The organism is Pseudomonas sp. SID14000, assembly GCF_002165135.1.
Classification (GTDB): Bacteria; Pseudomonadota; Gammaproteobacteria; order Pseudomonadales; family Pseudomonadaceae; genus Aquipseudomonas.
This window is the reverse complement of sequence record NZ_NFZQ01000009.1, coordinates 41,569-57,307: the sequence shown is the minus strand read 5'-3', so window position 1 is coordinate 57,307 and position 15,739 is coordinate 41,569. Positions and strand designations below refer to the sequence as shown.

Annotated in this window: 12 protein-coding genes; 8 read left to right on the top strand and 4 right to left on the bottom strand. The window is 64.1% G+C overall.

The features are described 5' to 3' along the window. The first annotated feature begins 44 nt into the window (after positions 1-44). The 6 genes from CAY82_RS14870 to CAY82_RS14845 all read left to right on the top strand — a co-directional run bounded on the left by CAY82_RS14870 (position 45) and on the right by CAY82_RS14845 (position 6,524). Entirely contained in the window at positions 45-1,286 is a 1,242-nt protein-coding gene (locus CAY82_RS14870; protein ID WP_087501900.1) for an SfnB family sulfur acquisition oxidoreductase, read from the top strand. A 133-nt stretch (positions 1,287-1,419) separates the two neighbouring features. Next, entirely contained in the window at positions 1,420-2,601 is a 1,182-nt protein-coding gene (locus tag CAY82_RS14865) for an SfnB family sulfur acquisition oxidoreductase (RefSeq protein ID WP_087501899.1), read from the top strand. Further along, entirely contained in the window at positions 2,601-3,986 is a 1,386-nt protein-coding gene (locus tag CAY82_RS14860; RefSeq protein WP_087501898.1) for an LLM class flavin-dependent oxidoreductase, read from the top strand. The genes CAY82_RS14865 and CAY82_RS14860 overlap by 1 nt, the downstream gene beginning before the upstream one ends. After that, positions 3,979-4,779 carry a MetQ/NlpA family ABC transporter substrate-binding protein gene (locus CAY82_RS14855; RefSeq protein WP_087501897.1) on the top strand — a complete coding sequence of 267 codons (801 nt, stop codon included), beginning with the start codon at positions 3,979-3,981 and terminating at the stop codon, positions 4,777-4,779. The genes CAY82_RS14860 and CAY82_RS14855 overlap by 8 nt, the downstream gene beginning before the upstream one ends. Position 4,780: 1 nt before the next feature. After that, positions 4,781-5,890 (top strand): methionine ABC transporter ATP-binding protein, encoded by a 1,110-nt coding sequence (locus CAY82_RS14850; RefSeq protein WP_087501896.1) that lies wholly within the window; start codon positions 4,781-4,783, stop codon positions 5,888-5,890. Beyond that, a complete protein-coding gene (locus tag CAY82_RS14845) occupies positions 5,880-6,524 on the top strand; it encodes a methionine ABC transporter permease (protein ID WP_087501895.1) in 645 nt (214 codons plus the stop codon). The genes CAY82_RS14850 and CAY82_RS14845 overlap by 11 nt, the downstream gene beginning before the upstream one ends. Before the next feature lie 31 nt (positions 6,525-6,555). On the opposite strand, the gene dibA is transcribed toward CAY82_RS14845, so the two are convergent. Next, positions 6,556-8,451, bottom strand: coding sequence for a phosphodiesterase DibA (gene dibA, locus CAY82_RS14840; protein ID WP_087501894.1), 1,896 nt, complete (start codon positions 8,449-8,451; stop codon positions 6,556-6,558). Between the two features lie 145 nt (positions 8,452-8,596). On the opposite strand from dibA, the gene desA reads away from it, so the two are divergent. Together desA and CAY82_RS14830 are read left to right on the top strand one after the other, a co-directional pair. After that, positions 8,597-9,781 carry a delta-9 fatty acid desaturase DesA gene (gene desA / locus CAY82_RS14835; protein WP_087501893.1) on the top strand — a complete coding sequence of 395 codons (1,185 nt, stop codon included), beginning with the start codon at positions 8,597-8,599 and terminating at the stop codon, positions 9,779-9,781. Positions 9,782-9,880: 99 nt separating this feature from the next. Next, positions 9,881-10,909 carry a sensor domain-containing diguanylate cyclase gene (locus CAY82_RS14830; RefSeq protein ID WP_087501892.1) on the top strand — a complete coding sequence of 343 codons (1,029 nt, stop codon included), beginning with the start codon at positions 9,881-9,883 and terminating at the stop codon, positions 10,907-10,909. A gap of 191 nt (positions 10,910-11,100) precedes the next feature. On the opposite strand, the gene CAY82_RS14825 is transcribed toward CAY82_RS14830, so the two are convergent. The 3 genes from CAY82_RS14825 to gabD all read right to left on the bottom strand — a co-directional run bounded on the left by CAY82_RS14825 (position 11,101) and on the right by gabD (position 15,400). Then, positions 11,101-12,360, bottom strand: a complete 1,260-nt coding sequence (locus CAY82_RS14825) for a response regulator (RefSeq protein ID WP_087501891.1) — start codon at positions 12,358-12,360, stop codon at positions 11,101-11,103. Between the two features lie 136 nt (positions 12,361-12,496). Continuing rightward, on the bottom strand, positions 12,497-13,774 hold the full coding sequence (gene gabT / locus CAY82_RS14820; protein WP_087501890.1) for a 4-aminobutyrate--2-oxoglutarate transaminase: 1,278 nt from the start codon (positions 13,772-13,774) through the stop codon (positions 12,497-12,499). Positions 13,775-13,957: 183 nt separating this feature from the next. Then, positions 13,958-15,400 (bottom strand): NADP-dependent succinate-semialdehyde dehydrogenase, encoded by a 1,443-nt coding sequence (gene gabD / locus CAY82_RS14815; protein ID WP_087501889.1) that lies wholly within the window; start codon positions 15,398-15,400, stop codon positions 13,958-13,960. Positions 15,401-15,739: the final 339 nt, after the last annotated feature.

Genomic DNA, 15,739 nt, shown 5'->3' with positions numbered 1-15,739 from the left:
GTGCGTAACGCCAGGGCATTGAGTGCAGCCAAGGAGCGGTACTGATGTCCAGCCAACCCAATACCCAGTTCCACAGCGATCTCGACAGCTCGCCCCTGCTGCTGCCGGCCAAGGTACTGCGCAACGACGCCGAAGCCCTGCAAGCAGCCCGCGAACTGGCCGAGGTCGCCCGCGAGCAGGCAGCCCGCCGCGACCAACAACGCAAGCTGCCATGGGCCGAAATCGAACTGTTCACCCGCAGCGGCCTGGGCAGCATCAGCGTACCGAAGGCCTACGGTGGCCCCGATGTGTCGTTCGAGACCGTGGCCGAAGTGTTCCGCCTGATCAGCGCCGCCGACCCGGCCCTGGGGCAAATCCCGCAGAACCAGTTCGGCATACTGCAACTGCTGCGCTTGACCGCCACCGAGGCACAGCAGGCGGTAATCTTCCGCAGCGTGCTCGACGGCTGGCGCATAGGCAATGCCGGCCCCGAGCGCGGCACCAAGGACACCCTGACTCTCAAGGCCAGGATCACCCACGTCGGTGATAGCTATCGCATAAGCGGTCAGAAGTTCTATTCCACCGGCGCCCTGTTCGCCCACTGGGTGGCGGTCAAGGCACTGGACGACGAAGGCCGCCAGCGCCTGGCGTTCGTACGCCGGGGCAGCCCGGGGCTGCGCATCGTCGATGACTGGTCCGGGTTCGGCCAGCGCACCACAGCCAGCGGCACCGTGCTGCTCGACCAGGTACCGGTGGATGCCGACCTGGTGATCGACAACTGGCGCCAGCGCGACATTCCCAACATCCAGGGCGCTGCCTCGCAGTTGATCCAGGCAGCGATCGATGCCGGCATCGCGGAGGCCGCGATTGAAGATGCGATCACTTTCGTGCGGGAAAAATCCCGGCCATGGATCGAGGCCAAGGTCGACCGCGCCAGCGACGACCCCTATGTAATCGCCGACATCGGCCGCCTGAAGCTCGAGCTGCACGCCGCCGAAGCGCTGCTGCGCAAGGCCGCGCGAGTCCTCGACGAGGTCAATGCCGCGCCGATCGATGCTGCAAGCGCGGCGCGGGCTTCGATCGCGGTGGCCGAGGCCAAGGTGCTGACTACCGAGATTGCCCTGCAGGCCAGCGAAAAGCTGTTCGAGCTGGCCGGCAGCCGCGCCACCCTCGCCGAGTTCAACCTCGACCGCCACTGGCGCAATGCCCGGGTGCACACCCTGCATGACCCGGTGCGCTGGAAGTACCACGCGGTTGGCGCATACCACCTCAACGGCACCTTGCCTGCACGGCATTCCTGGATCTGATTTGTGGGCCTTGGGGCTGCTTTGCAGCCCATCGCGACACAAGGCCGCTCCTACAAGGGATTGCGTACCTCCTGTAGGAGCGGCCTTGTGTCGCGATGGGCCGCAAAGCGGCCCCAAGGCCCCGGAGAACACCATGACTACAAACATCATCACCAGCGACACCGAAGCCCTGAACGTCGCCGAAGAAGTCGCCCAAAACCTGCGCCGCGACAGCGCCCTGCGCGACCGCGAGCGCCGCCTGCCGCATGCCGAACTGGAGCTGTTCACCCGCTCCGGCCTGTGGGCCATCAGCGTGCCCAAGGCCTTCGGCGGCGCCGGCGTGTCCAACGTCACCCTGGCCAAGGTCATCGCACGCATCGCCCAGGCCGACGGCTCGCTCGGGCAGATTCCGCAAAACCATTTCTACGCCCTGGAAGTACTGCGAGTAAACGGCACGCCCGAACAGCAACAGCGCCTGTACGCCGAAGTACTGGCGGGCAAGCGCTTCGGCAACGCCCTGGCCGAACTGGGCACCAAGACCGCCAACGAGCGCACCACCCGCCTGACCCGCGACGGCGATGGCTTTCGCATCAATGGCCGCAAGTTCTACGCCACTGGCGCCATCTATGCCCAGCGCATTCCCACCTCCGTGGTCGATGAGGACGGCGTACAGCACCTGGCCTTCGTCCCGGCCGACAGCCAGGGCCTGCAGGTAATCGACGACTGGAGCGGCTTCGGCCAGCGCACCACCGGCAGCGGCTCGGTGGTGTTCGATAACGTATACGTCAGCGCCGCCGACGTGGTGCCGTTCCAGAGCGCCTTCGAACACCCCACCCCGGTCGGCCCGCTGGCGCAGATCCTTCATGCTGCCATCGACACCGGCATCGCCCGCGCCGCCTTTGACGATGCCCTGCACTTCGTGCGCACCCGGAGCCGCCCCTGGGTCGACTCCGGCCTGGACAAGGCCAGCGATGACCCGCTGACGCTGAAGAGCTTCGGCCACCTGGCGATCCGCCTGCACGCCGCCGAGGCCTTGCTGGAACGCGCCGGCGAATACCTGGACCAGGCCCGCGACGAAAGCACTGCCGACAACGTAGCCGCCGCCTCCATCGCAGTGGCCGAGGCCCGCGCCATCAGCACCGAGATTTCCCTCGCGGCCGGCACCACCTTGTTCGAACTGGGCGGTAGCCAGGCCACCTTGGCCGAACACAACCTCGACCGCCACTGGCGCAACGCCCGCGTGCACACCCTGCACGACCCGGTACGCTGGAAGTACCACGCCATCGGCAACTACTACCTCAACGATGCCAACCCACCACGTCGGGGGACCATCTGATGGCCAAGCAGATCCTGCTCAATGCCTTCAACATGAACTGCATCGGGCACATCAACCACGGCCTGTGGACTCACCCACGGGACACCTCGACCCAGTACAAGACCCTGGACTACTGGACCAACCTGGCGCGCCTGCTGGAGCGGGGCCTGTTCGACGGGCTGTTCATCGCCGACATCGTCGGCACCTACGACATCTACGGCCAGTCGCTGGACGTCACCCTCAAGGAGTCGATCCAGCTGCCGGTCAACGACCCGTTGCTGCTGGTCTCGGCCATGGCCGCCGTCACCCGCCACCTGGGCTTCGGCCTTACCGCCAACCTCACCTACGAGGCGCCGTACCTGTTCGCCCGGCGCCTTTCCACCCTGGACCACCTGAGCAATGGCCGGGTGGGCTGGAACATCGTCACCGGCTACCTCGACAGCGCCGCCCGGGCCATGGGCCTGGCGGAGCAACCGGAGCATGACCGCCGCTACGACCAGGCCGACGAGTACCTGCAGGTGCTGTACAAGCTGCTGGAAGGCAGCTGGGCCGACGATGCAGTGGTCGCCGACCGCCAGCAGCGTGTCTACGCCAGGCCCGACAGGGTGCGCAAGGTCCGCCACCAGGGCGAGTTCTACAAGGTCGAAGGCTACCACCTGTGCGAACCTTCACCGCAACGTACCCCGGTGCTGTTCCAGGCCGGCAGCTCGCAACGTGGCCTCGCCTTCGCCGGCAACCATGCCGAATGTGTGTTCATCAGTGGCCAGGACAAGGCCGCCACCCGCGCCCAGGTCGACAAGGTGCGCACCGCCGCCCAGGCCGCTGGCCGCGACCCGCAGGCGGTCAAGGTATTCATGGGTATCACTGTGATCGTCGCCGCCACCAAGCAGCAGGCCCAGGCCAGGCATGCCGAGTACCTGCGCCATGCCAGCGCCGAAGCCGGGGTCGCGCACTTCGCCGCGTCCACCGGCATCGACTTCGCCGCCTACGCGCTGGACGAGCCGATTGCCTTCAGCCAGGGCAACGCCATCCAGTCCGCCACGCGCCAGTTGCAGGACAATGCCTGGACCCGCCGGCGCCTGCTGCAGCAGCACGCCCTGGGTGGCCGCTACGTGACCCTGGTCGGCGCGCCCGAACAGGTGGCCGAGCAGCTGATCGCCTGGATCGATGAAACCGGCCTGGACGGTTTCAACCTGACCCGCACCGTTACCCCGGAAAGCTTCGAGGACTTCATCGACCTGGTCATCCCGCAGTTGCAACAGCGTGGCCGCTACAAGACCGCCTACGCCGAAGGCACCCTGCGCGAAAAACTGTTCCAGGCCGACCACCCGCACCTGCCTGCCGACCACCCTGGCTCGGCTTACCGCTATACCTCTACCCCGACTGGAGCCCTGCACCATGCTTGATAAACTGTTCCGGCCCGTCGCGGCCATTGCCCTCACCCTCGGCCTGTCCGCCAGCGCCCTGGCTGCCGAACCGCTGAAGATCGGCACCACCGCCGCATTTGCCATCCCGCTGGAAGCCGCAGTGGAAGAAGCGCACAAGCAAGGCCTGGAAGTGAAACTGATCGAGTTCAGCGACTGGATCGCGCCCAATGTCAGCCTCAACAGCGGCGACATCGACGTGAACTACTTCCAGCACATCCCGTTCCTGGAGAACGCCAAGGCTGCAGCAGGCTTCAACCTGGTGCCTTACGCCCCAGGCATCATCAACAACGTCGGCCTGTACTCGAAAAAGTACAAAAGCTTCGCCGACCTGCCCGAAGGCGCCAGTGTGGCCATCGCCAACGACCCGATCAACAGCGGCCGGGGCCTGCAGTTGCTGGCCAAGGCCGGGCTGATCACCCTCAAGCCTGGGGTCGGCTACAAGGCCACCGAGGACGATATCGTCGCCAACCCGAAAAAGCTGAAAATCCTTCAGGTCGAGGCGGTGCAACTGGTACGCGCCTATGACGACGCCGACCTGGTGCAGGGCTACCCGGCCTACATCCGCCTGGCCAACAGCTTCGACGCAGGCTCGGCACTACTGTTCGACGGCCTGGAGAACAAGGAGTACGTGATCCAGTTCGTCATTCGCCCGCAAAGCAAGGACGACCCGCGCCTGACCAGGTTCGTCGACATCTACCAGCACTCGCCAGCGGTGCGCGCAGCCCTGGACAAAGCCCACGGCAAGCTTTACCAGGCCGGTTGGGAGGGCTGACATGAGCCAGGCCAGCGCGCTCCGGGCGCCCACCTTACAACCACTGCCGTCAACGGCCAGGGAGCAGGCCCTGCGCCCGGAGGTCAATGAAGCCCACGTGCGCTTCATCGGCCTGGGCAAGACCTACCCGGGCCAGGCGCAACCGGCCTTGCAAGGCATCGACCTGAACATCCGCCGTGGCGAGATCTTCGGCATCATCGGCCGCAGCGGCGCCGGCAAGTCATCATTGCTGCGCACCATCAACCGCCTGGAACAACCCAGCCAGGGCCGGGTGTTGATCGACCAGGTGGACATCGCACCCTTCGACGAGGACCACCTGGTGGCCCTGCGCCGGCGCATCGGCATGATCTTCCAGCACTTCAACCTGATGTCGGCCAAGACCGTATGGCAGAACGTCGAGCTGCCCCTGAAGGTGGCCGGCGTGGCCAAGGCCGAACGCCAGCGCAAGGTACGCCAACTGCTGGAACTGGTCGGCCTGCAGGAAAAGCACCACGTTTACCCGGCGCAGCTGTCCGGCGGACAGAAGCAGCGCGTGGGCATTGCCCGGGCGCTGGTGCATGACCCCGAGATCCTGCTGTGCGACGAAGCCACCTCGGCGCTGGACCCGGAAACCACCGCTTCTATTCTCGAACTGCTCCGCGACATCAACCAGCGCCTGGGCCTGACCATCGTGCTGATCACCCACGAGATGGCCGTAATCCGTGATATCTGCCACCGGGTAGTGGTGCTGGAATGCGGAGAAGTGGTCGAGCAGGGCGAGGTCTGGCGGGTGTTTGGCTCACCACGCCACGAGGTCACCCGCACCCTGCTCGCGCCGTTGCAGGCCAGGTTACCAGCCGCGCTGCAAGCCAGCCTGCGGGCCAGCCCGGCGAGCCGCGACAGTGCCGTCGTGCTGAGGCTGACCCTGCTCGGCGAACCCGAACTGTCTGCCCTGTTCAACGACCTCGGCGGCCGCGTGCGCCTGCTGCAGGGCGGTGTGGAAACCATTGGCGAGCATGCCTTGGGGCAACTGATCCTGTCGGTACAGCACTCGCCACACGACACCCATCAATTGCTGGAACGCGCCCGCCGCTGGGCTGAGGACGTGGAGGTACTGGGGCATGTGGCTTGATCGCTTGCTGGAAGGTTTGCTCGATACCCTGCTGATGGTCAGCGTGTCGTCGCTGATCGCCCTGCTGGTGGGGGTGCCGATGGCGGTGCTGCTGGTCACCAGCGACAAGGACGGGATATTCGAGGCGCCGCTGCTGAACCGGGTACTGGGCGCCTTCGTCAACCTGTTCCGCTCGATCCCGTTCCTGATCCTGATGGTTGCGCTGATCCCCTTCACTCGCCTGGTGGTGGGCACCACCTACGGCGTGTGGGCGGCAGTGGTTCCGCTGACCATCGCCGCCACCCCATTCTTCGCACGGATTGCCGAAGTCAGCCTGCGCGAAGTCGACCATGGTCTGGTGGAGGCTGCGCAGGCCATGGGCTGCCGACGCTGGCACATCGTCTGGCACGTGCTGCTGCCCGAGGCGCTGCCGGGAATCGTGGGGGGCTTCACCATAACTCTGGTGACCCTGATCAACTCCTCGGCCATGGCCGGAGCGATCGGTGCCGGGGGCCTGGGGGATATCGCCTACCGCTATGGCTACCAGCGCTTCGACAGCCAGATCATGCTGACCGTGATCGCCATGCTGGTGGCGTTGGTGGCATTGATCCAACTGGCTGGGGACCGCTTGGCGAAAGGCTTGAACAAGCGTTGAATTCTTCGCGGGCACGCCCGCGAAGGGGCCTTCAAGCCCAGCGAAGGTCCTCAGCAGGCACCGGCCGCCCGAACCAGTAGCCCTGCCCCAGTTGACACAGCTCCTGCAACAGGAAGCTGGCCTGCTCCGCCTGCTCGATGCCCTCGGCATGCACCTGCATGCCCATGCTGCGGGCCAGGGCGATGATCACCCGGACGATCGCGATGTCGTCCTCATCCAGCGGCAACCCGGCAACGAAACCCTGGTCGATCTTCAGCTTCTGCACCGGCAAGCGCTTGAGCCGCAGCAACGATGAATATCCGGTACCGAAGTCGTCGATAGCCAGGGTCACCCCCAGCTCACGCAGGCGATGCAACTGCTCCAGCGCCACGTCCGGATCTTCCATCACCGCGCTCTCGGTCACCTCCAGCTCCAGCATGGCCGGGTCCAGGCCGGTGTCGTACAACACCTCGGCCACCTGCTGGTACAACTCGTGCTGGCCAAACAGGCGGCTGGAGATGTTCACCGCCACGAATGCCAACTGCCGGCCTTGCCCCTGCCATTGCACCATCTGCCGACATGCCTGGCGCAGCACCCAGGCATCGATCTCGGCAATCAGCCCGGTGCGCTCGGCAATCGGGATGAACTCGCCCGGCGGCACCAGGCCGCGCTGGGGGTGCTGCCAGCGTACCAGGGCCTCGACGCCGACCTGGCGGCCGGTCGCCAGGTCGTGCACCGGCTGGTAGAACACCCGCAGCTCGTCCTGCTCCAGGGCCCGACGCAGCTCGCCGGCGGTTTCGACCCGGTGCTGGGCGTGGGCAGTCAGCTCTTCGGTGTACAGGGCATAGCAAGTCCGCCCGTTGCTCTTGGCCTTGTACAACGCCGAGTCGGCATTGCGTAGCAACTGCTCGGCACTCAACGCATCGCTGGGGAACAGGCTGATGCCTGCGCTGACACTGATGAACAGGCGGTGACCGTCGAACAGGAACGGCTCGCGTATGCGCTCGATGATGCCCTGCGCCAGCTTGCCGGCCTGGCCAACTTCCTGGCAGTTCTCCGCCAGCACGCCAAATTCGTCGCCCCCAAGGCGCGCCAAGGTTACACCGCTGCCCAGCACCTCACACAGGCGCTCGCCCACCAGCTTCAGCAACTGGTCGCCGATGGTGTGGCCAAGGCCGTCGTTGATGCTCTGGAAATGGTCCAGGTCCAGCAGCAGCAGGGCACAGCCGCGTTTGTTGGCCTGGGCTGCGGCCAGGGCCTGCTCGACCCGGTCGGTGAACAGCAGGCGGTTGGGCAGACCAGTCAGCGGGTCGTGGTGGGCCAGGTAGGCCAGTTCTTGCTCAGAATGCTTGATTGCGCTGATGTCGCTGAACACTGCCACGTAATGGCTGAGCTCGCCTTCATCGTCACGAATGGCGCAAATGGTCTGCCACTGCGGATAGATTTCACCGCTCTTGCGCCGGTTCCAGATTTCGCCGCTCCACTCGCCCTTTTCCGCCAGGGTGGCGAAGATTTGCTGATAGAACGCCAGGCCATGGCGGCCCGATTTGAACTTGTTCGGGCGTTGGCCGATGACCTCGTCCTGCTGGTAACCGGTAATACGCATGAAGGCACGGTTGACGTGCACGATCAGGCCCTGGCGGTCGGTCACCAGCACGCCTTCGAGAGTGCTGTCGAACACGGCGGCAGCCATGCGCAGCCGTTCGCGGTCTTCGCAACGCAAACGCGCGCCACGGCCAATGAAATTAAGCAGGCGCACCCGCGACACATAGATCAGCAAGGCACTGAACAACACCCAGACCACCACGTTGATCTGCCGCCCCACGGTCAGAGCCAGGGGATCATCGGTCATAGCCTGCAGCACCACCTCGGCCAGCGTCAGCCAGAGGACCGAAAGCACCACATACAGCGCAGCCATGCGCAAGGCGTCGCGAACGGAAACAGACATGTCGGGTGCGATAGCCCATCAGAAAGGGAGGGGCATTATAAAGGCTGAAACATGTCGTGACCTCCTATCTGAACGGTTGACTGGTTTTATTTCCCCACCAAGGGATAATCCCCCTTCCCCCTGCATTCCGAGGGTATTTGCACCTATGTGGTACAACGGCCTGCTCGACTGGTCGGCCTGGCAACTGGTCGGCATCACCCTGTTGATGACCCATGTGACCATCGTCAGCGTCACGGTCTACCTGCACCGCTACTCCGCGCACCGGGCCCTGGAGCTCAATGGCGTGCTCAAGCACTTCTTCCGTTTCTGGCTGTGGCTGACCACGGCGCAGAACACCCGCGAATGGACCGCCGTGCACCGCAAGCACCACGCCAAGTGTGAAACCCCCGACGACCCGCACAGCCCGCTGTACAAGGGCCTTGGCACAGTGCTGCGCAAAGGCGCCGAGCTTTACCGGGAAGAGGCGCGTAACCCCGAAACCCTGCGCATCTACGGCAAGAACTGCCCGGACGACTGGATCGAGCGCAACCTCTACTCGCGCTACAGGCTGGGCGGCATCGCGCTGATGGCGGTGATCGACCTGCTGCTGTTCGGTACCATCGGCATCACCATCTGGGCAGTGCAGATGATGTGGATTCCATTCTGGGCAGCCGGTGTGGTCAACGGTCTCGGCCACGCCCTCGGCTACCGCAACTTCGAGTGCCGCGACGCCGCCACCAACCTGGTGCCGTGGGGCATCATCATCGGTGGCGAAGAGCTGCACAACAACCACCACACCTACCCCAACTCGGCCAAGCTGTCGGTCAAGCGCTGGGAGTTCGACATGGGCTGGGCGTGGATCCGCCTGTTCTGCCTGCTGCGCCTGGCCAAGGTGCAGCGCGTGGCGCCCATCGCCCACCGAGTGGCCGGCAAGGCCAGCCTGGACATGGACACTGCCATGGCCATCCTCAACAACCGCTTTCAGATCATGGCCCAGTACCGCAAGCTGGTGATCGGCCCGCTGGTCAAGCAGGAACTGGCCCGCGTCGATGCCTCGCTGCGCCACCATTTCCGCCGCGCCAAGCGCCTGTTGTCGCGCGAGACCAGCCTGCTGGAAGACCGCCACCATGTGCGCATCGAGTCGATGCTGGCCCACAGCCAGGCGCTGAAGACCATCTACGAAAAACGCCTGGCCCTGCAACAGATCTGGGCGCGCACCAGCGCCAACGGCCACGATATGCTGGCCGCCATGAAAGATTGGGTGCACGAGGCCGAAACCAGCGGTATTCACGCCCTGCGCGACTTCGCAGCACAGCTCAAAACCTACTCCCTGCGCCCGACCGGCGCCTGAGCGCCGTTGATCGGCACGCCCCTTGGCGGGGCGTGCTGCCCGGAACTTCGCTATCTCGTTTACACTCATATCTGGCACATCGCCCGCGTGGCGGGCCGGATGCTGGCCGCACGCTTTCACGCCGAGATCTGCTCCGTGCACATGGCCAAGAACATTCCAACGACACTGCCCGGCACACCCCCTCCCGAGGCCGCCCAGACCTTGCTTGCGCTGCTCCACGCCCAGGGTGAGGTGGCCCGCCTGAGCGAGCGCGAGCAGTTGTTCAGCTCGCTGCTCGACAGCGTCAACGCAGTGCTTTGGGCTTTCGACTGGGAAACCCGCCAGGTGCTGTACGTCAGCCCCGCCTACGAGCGCATCTTCGGTCGCCCGGCCAGCCTGGTGCTGGCCGACTACAACGAGTGGCGCGACAGCATCTACCCCGACGATCTGGAGTTCGCCGAGCGCAGCCTGGCCCAGGTACTGCTAAAGGGCTCGGTGGAAGACCGCGAGTACCGCATCCTCAATGCCGAAGGCCAGCTCCGCTGGCTGAGCGACAAGTGCTACATCAACCAGCAACGCAATGGTGACCGGGTGATCATCGTCGGTATCGCCGAAGACATCACCGAGAAGAAGCAGCTCGAAGGTGAGCTGCAGCGCCTGGCCACCACCGACGTGCTGACCCAGAGCAGCAACCGCAGGCACTTCTTCGAATGCGCCCAGCAAGCCTTCGACAGTGCCTGCGAAGACGGTACGCCAATGGCCTTCCTGCTGCTGGACATCGACGACTTCAAGTGCATCAACGACAGCTATGGCCACCAGGAAGGTGATCAGGTATTGCAGCAAATCGCCGATAGCGGCAAGGCCGTGCTACGCAGAGGCGACCTTTTCGGGCGCATTGGTGGCGAGGAGTTCGCGGCGGTGTTTCCGGGCTGCAACGCTCAGATGGCAGAGCAGATTGCCGAGCGCTTGCAGCGGCAAATCCAGCGGCTGAGCTTCAGCCATGGGGGGCAGACTTACGGGGTGACGGTGAGCCAGGGAGTGACCGGCCTGACCGATGAAGATGTGACCCTGGACAGCCTGTATGCCCGGGCCGATGCGGCGATGTACCAGGCCAAACGGCAGGGCAAGAACCAGATCGTCCGCGGCTGACTGCCTTACACAGTACTTGCTGGCCTGTACGGTCCCTGTGGGAGCGGCCTTGTGTCGCGAAAGGGCTGCAAAGCAGCCCCTGGATCTCAGCGCAGATGCACAAATGGCTGGGGCTGCTTCGCAGCCCTTTCGCGACACAAGGCCGCTCCCACAGGATCTGCGTCGGGTTCAACGAACCTAGCCCCAAAATCTCAGCTGGAAATCTCGGCCTCGGCTACCGGCGGCTCTTCCTGCGGCTTTACCTCCGGGTCCTCCACCTTGCGCAACCGGCTCAGTTCCGGCAGGCCAAGCTTGAGCAGGCGCGCCGTCTTGCTGCTGGCCACCTTCTCCAGCCCCTGCCAAGCCGGCAGCCGCGACAACTGCCCGGCCAGGTTCATGGCCAGGATCTCCCGCGAGTACACCCCACCGCCCAGCTGGTAGATCGCCGCAATCAACTCGCGCAATGCCAGCGGCAACCGCCAACGCGTACGCAGAGCCGAGCCGAACGCCGCACCGAACTCGTTGAGCGACAACTGCACCTGGTCCTCATCCAGCTGGCCCCCGGCCAGCCGCCATTCCTGCAGGCAGCGCAACACCGCCAGGTCACCCAGGCAATGCAGCAACCCCGCGCAATAACAACGCCCTTCGTCCAGCTCGAGCATGCGCGCCAAGGTCCGGCCATACTCGGCAGCGTGCAGCGAAAGCTCCCAGTAACGGGCCGCATGCTCCGCCAGCAGCGGGTCACTGAGGCGCGCACTGCGTTTGAGGGTCATGCCCAGGATCAGGTTCATGCTCTGGGTACTGCCAAGCTTGTTCAAGGCCTGCAGCAACGTCTGCACCGGTGCTTCGCGGTGTAGCGCCGCGCTGTTGGCCGCAGCGATCAGGACGGCAGTGATCTGCGGGTCGCCCTGCACTTCCTCTTCGAGCACTCGCAGGTTCAGGCCCTGGGGGTTGAGCGCGCGCTTGATCGCCACCTGCACATCGGCCAGCAGCGGCCCGCCATCGGCGGTAGCGCGACGCTGCTCAAGGTAGGCCGGCAGGCTGGCACCTGCCTGCAAAGCCGGCGCCGGGCAGGCGATCTCCTCGCCAACCGCCAGCAGCAGCTCTTCAAGGCGCTTGCGCAGGTTGTCCAGGTTCAGTGGCTTGCTCAGGTAAGCCGTGGGGTGCAGGGGTAGTGCCTCGCGCACACTGGCGCTGTCACTGCGATTGCTCATGAGGATGAACGGTAACCCCGAGCCTTTGGCGCGCACCTTGCGCAACAGGTCGAGGCCATCGACACCTGCCAGTTCGCGCGCGGCGATGATCAGGTCGGGCTTGCTGGACAGCGCGCTCAGCGCCTGCGAGCCGTCGGCGCAGACCTGCAGCCGGGCATCACAGCGCACGCTGAGCAGCATTTCGCTAAGCAGGTCACGTACCCAAGGGTCGCCCTCGACAATCAGTACGCTTGGTGGGGTGGGGTCTGCAGCGCTCATCGCCAACTCCTGAATAGCCCTGACACACAGTCCGTCGCAGCTTCCTGAGCAAATCCTCCGACAACGATAGCGCCCCATGGCTTTCCTGGGCACAAAAAAAACCCGCCGAAGCGGGTTTTTTCTGAAGCGGGTCACATCAGGCGATTTCAGCGAAGCACTCTTCGATGATAGCCAGGCCTTTGTCCAGCAGAGCGTCTTCGGCGGTCAGCGGAACCAGGATACGCAGGACGTTGCCGTAGGTGCCGCAGGACAGCAGGATCAGACCCTTGTCGCGAGCCTTGGCAACAACCTGGCCAACAGCAGCAGCGTTCGGGGTATGAGTGCCTTTCTCGAAGACTTCGACAGCAACCATCGAGCCCAGACCACGAACGTCGCCGATGATTGGGTACTTTTTCTGGATTTCGCGCAGGCCAGTGGTCAGGCGCTCACCCACAGCTTTGCTGCGGTCCAGCAGTTTCTCTTCTTCGAACACTTCAATCACGGCCAGGGCCGCAGCGCAAGCGATCGGCGAACCGGCGTAGGTGCCGCCCAGGCCGCCCGGAGCGATGGCGTCCATGTACTCGGCCTTGCCGCACACACCGGCCAGCGGGAAGCCGCCAGCGATGGATTTGGCGAAGGTGGTCAGGTCAGGCGCAACACCCATCTGCTCCATGGCGAAGAAGGTGCCAGTACGGCCGGCGCCGGTCTGTACTTCGTCGGCGATCAGCAGGATGCCGTGCTGGTCGCACAGGGCGCGCAGGCGCTGCATGAGCTCTTTCGGCGCTGGCAGGAAGCCGCCTTCGCCTTGCACCGGCTCGAGGATGATCGCGGCGATGTCGCGCGGCTCGGCGTCGTTCTTGAAGATGCGTTCGACCGAGGCGATGGCGTCGTCAACGCTGATGCCGTGCAGTTCGCTCGGGAACAGGGCGCGGAAGATGCCACCAGGCATCAGGCCCATGCCAGCGGAGTACGGCACGACCTTGCCGGTCAGGCCCAGGGTCATCATGGTACGGCCGTGGTAGCCGCCAGTGAAGGCGATGACACCAGCGCGGCCAGTGGCTGCACGGGCGATCTTGACGGCGTTTTCAACGGCTTCGGAGCCGGTGGTGACCAGCAGGGTCTTCTTGTCGAAGTTGCCTGGAACCAGCTTGTTGATCTTTTCGCAAAGCTCTACATAGGGCTCGTAGGCCAGCACCTGGAAGCAGGTGTGGCTGACCTTGGTCAGCTGCTCTTGTACGGCCGCAACCACTTTCGGGTGCAGGTGGCCGGTGTTCAGTACTGCGATGCCGCCGGCGAAGTCGATCAGTTCGCGGCCTTCAACGTCGATCACGGTCGAGTTCTTCGCGGTATCGACGAAGATCGGGTGGATCTGGCCAACGCCACGTGGGACGGCGGCGACACGACGTTGCATCAAGGATTCGTTGGTCTTGCTCATAATGCCCTCATTGCGCCGGTTTGGAGTGGCGCTTTTATTCGGGGGTGGCTGGGAGTGTCCGCGAACAGTATTCGTTGATCGACTGCCGTGAACGCCCTGGCCACCAGGTACTGCGATGTAAAAAAGGCCAGCGAGACGTCGCTCTCGCGCCCCGCTGGCAGAGGTAAAGCAGTTACCTTGCGATCAGACGCTGATGCACAGGTATTTGATTTCGAGGTAGTCCTCGATACCGTACTTGGAACCTTCGCGGCCCAGGCCCGAAGCCTTGATGCCACCGAATGGTGCCACTTCGTTGGAGATCAGGCCGGTATTGATACCCACCATGCCGTACTCCAGGGCTTCGGCAACACGGAACACACGGCTCATGTCGCGAGCGTAGAAGTACGAGGCCAGGCCGAACTCGGTGTCGTTGGACATCGCGATCACTTCGGCCTCGTCCTTGAAGCGGAACAGCGGCGCCAGCGGGCCGAAGGTTTCTTCTTTGGCGACGGCAGCGTTCTTCGGTACGTCCACCAGAATGGTCGGCTCGAAGAAGTTGCCTTCGATGATCTTGCCACCGGACAGTACCTTGGCGCCTTTGCCAACGGCGTCTTCGATGTGTTCCTGGACCTTGGCGACAGCCTTGCCGTCGATCAGCGGGCCAGTGGTGGTGCCTTCTTCCAGGCCGTTACCGATCTTCAGCTTGGCAACAGCGGCAGCCAGCTTCTGGGCGAACGCGTCGTAGACGCCGTCCTGCACGTAGATACGGTTGGCGCAGACGCAGGTCTGGCCGTTGTTGCGGTACTTGGAGATGATCGCGCCCTCGACCGCCTTGTCCAGGTCGGCGTCGTCGAACACGATGAATGGGGCGTTGCCACCCAGCTCCAGGGAAACCTTCTTGATGTCCTTGGCGCATTCTTCCATCAGCTGGCGACCGATTTCGGTCGAGCCGGTGAAGGACAGTTTGCGGACCAGGGAGTTGCCGGTCAGTTCGCCGCCAACTTCGCCAGCGCTACCGGTAACCACGCTCAGCACGCCAGCCGGGATACCGGCACGGTGGGCCAGTTCGACCAGGGCCAGGGCGGAGTACGGGGTCTGCGAGGCAGGCTTGAGCACCATGGTGCAGCCAGCGGCCAGGGCCGGGCCGGCTTTACGGGTGATCATGGCGGCCGGGAAGTTCCACGGGGTGATGGCCGCGGTAACGCCGATTGGCTGCTTGATGACGATCAGGCGCTTGTCTGGCTGGTGGCCCGGGATGGTGTCACCGTAGACGCGCTTGGCTTCTTCGGCGAACCATTCGATGAAGGAGGCAGCGTAGGCGATTTCGCCCTTGGCTTCGGCCAGCGGCTTGCCTTGTTCGGTGGTCATCAGGCGAGCCAGGTCGTCCTGGTTCTCGATCATCAGTTCGAACCAGCGACGCAGCTTGGCCGAACGCTCTTTGGCGGTCAGGGCACGCCAGGCCGGCAGGGCCTTGTCGGCGGCTTCGATGGCGCGGCGGGTTTCCGCGGTGCCCATCTTCGGCACGGTACCGATGACTTCACCAGTGGCCGGGTTGGTGACCTTGATGGTCTGGCCGTTGTCCGCATCCAGCCACTCACCGTTGATGTAGGCTTGCTGGCGGAACAACTGAGCGTCTTTGAGCTGCATGTCGGCTTCCCGAATTGTTGATTGTTGAAAAGCGCCCAAGGCAGGGCATTGAGCGTTTGAAATCTCAAACGAATGCTAAGCGGCTGCTGGGGTGTTGGACAATAGGCTGTTCGAAAAAAAGAACGAATGGTTGAACACCCTGGCGGAAATTTCATCATTTGCGTAATGGCAACCGGCCTCTTCGCGGGTAAACCCGCTCCCACAGGGTCTCCACAGAATCCAGAATCTGCGCAGTACCTGTGAGAGCGGGTTTACCCGCGAAGAGGCCAGTACAGGTTAGACGAACGCGCTGAAGGACATGTGATGGGAGGACCGACGGCCGTCCAACCCAGGATGCCG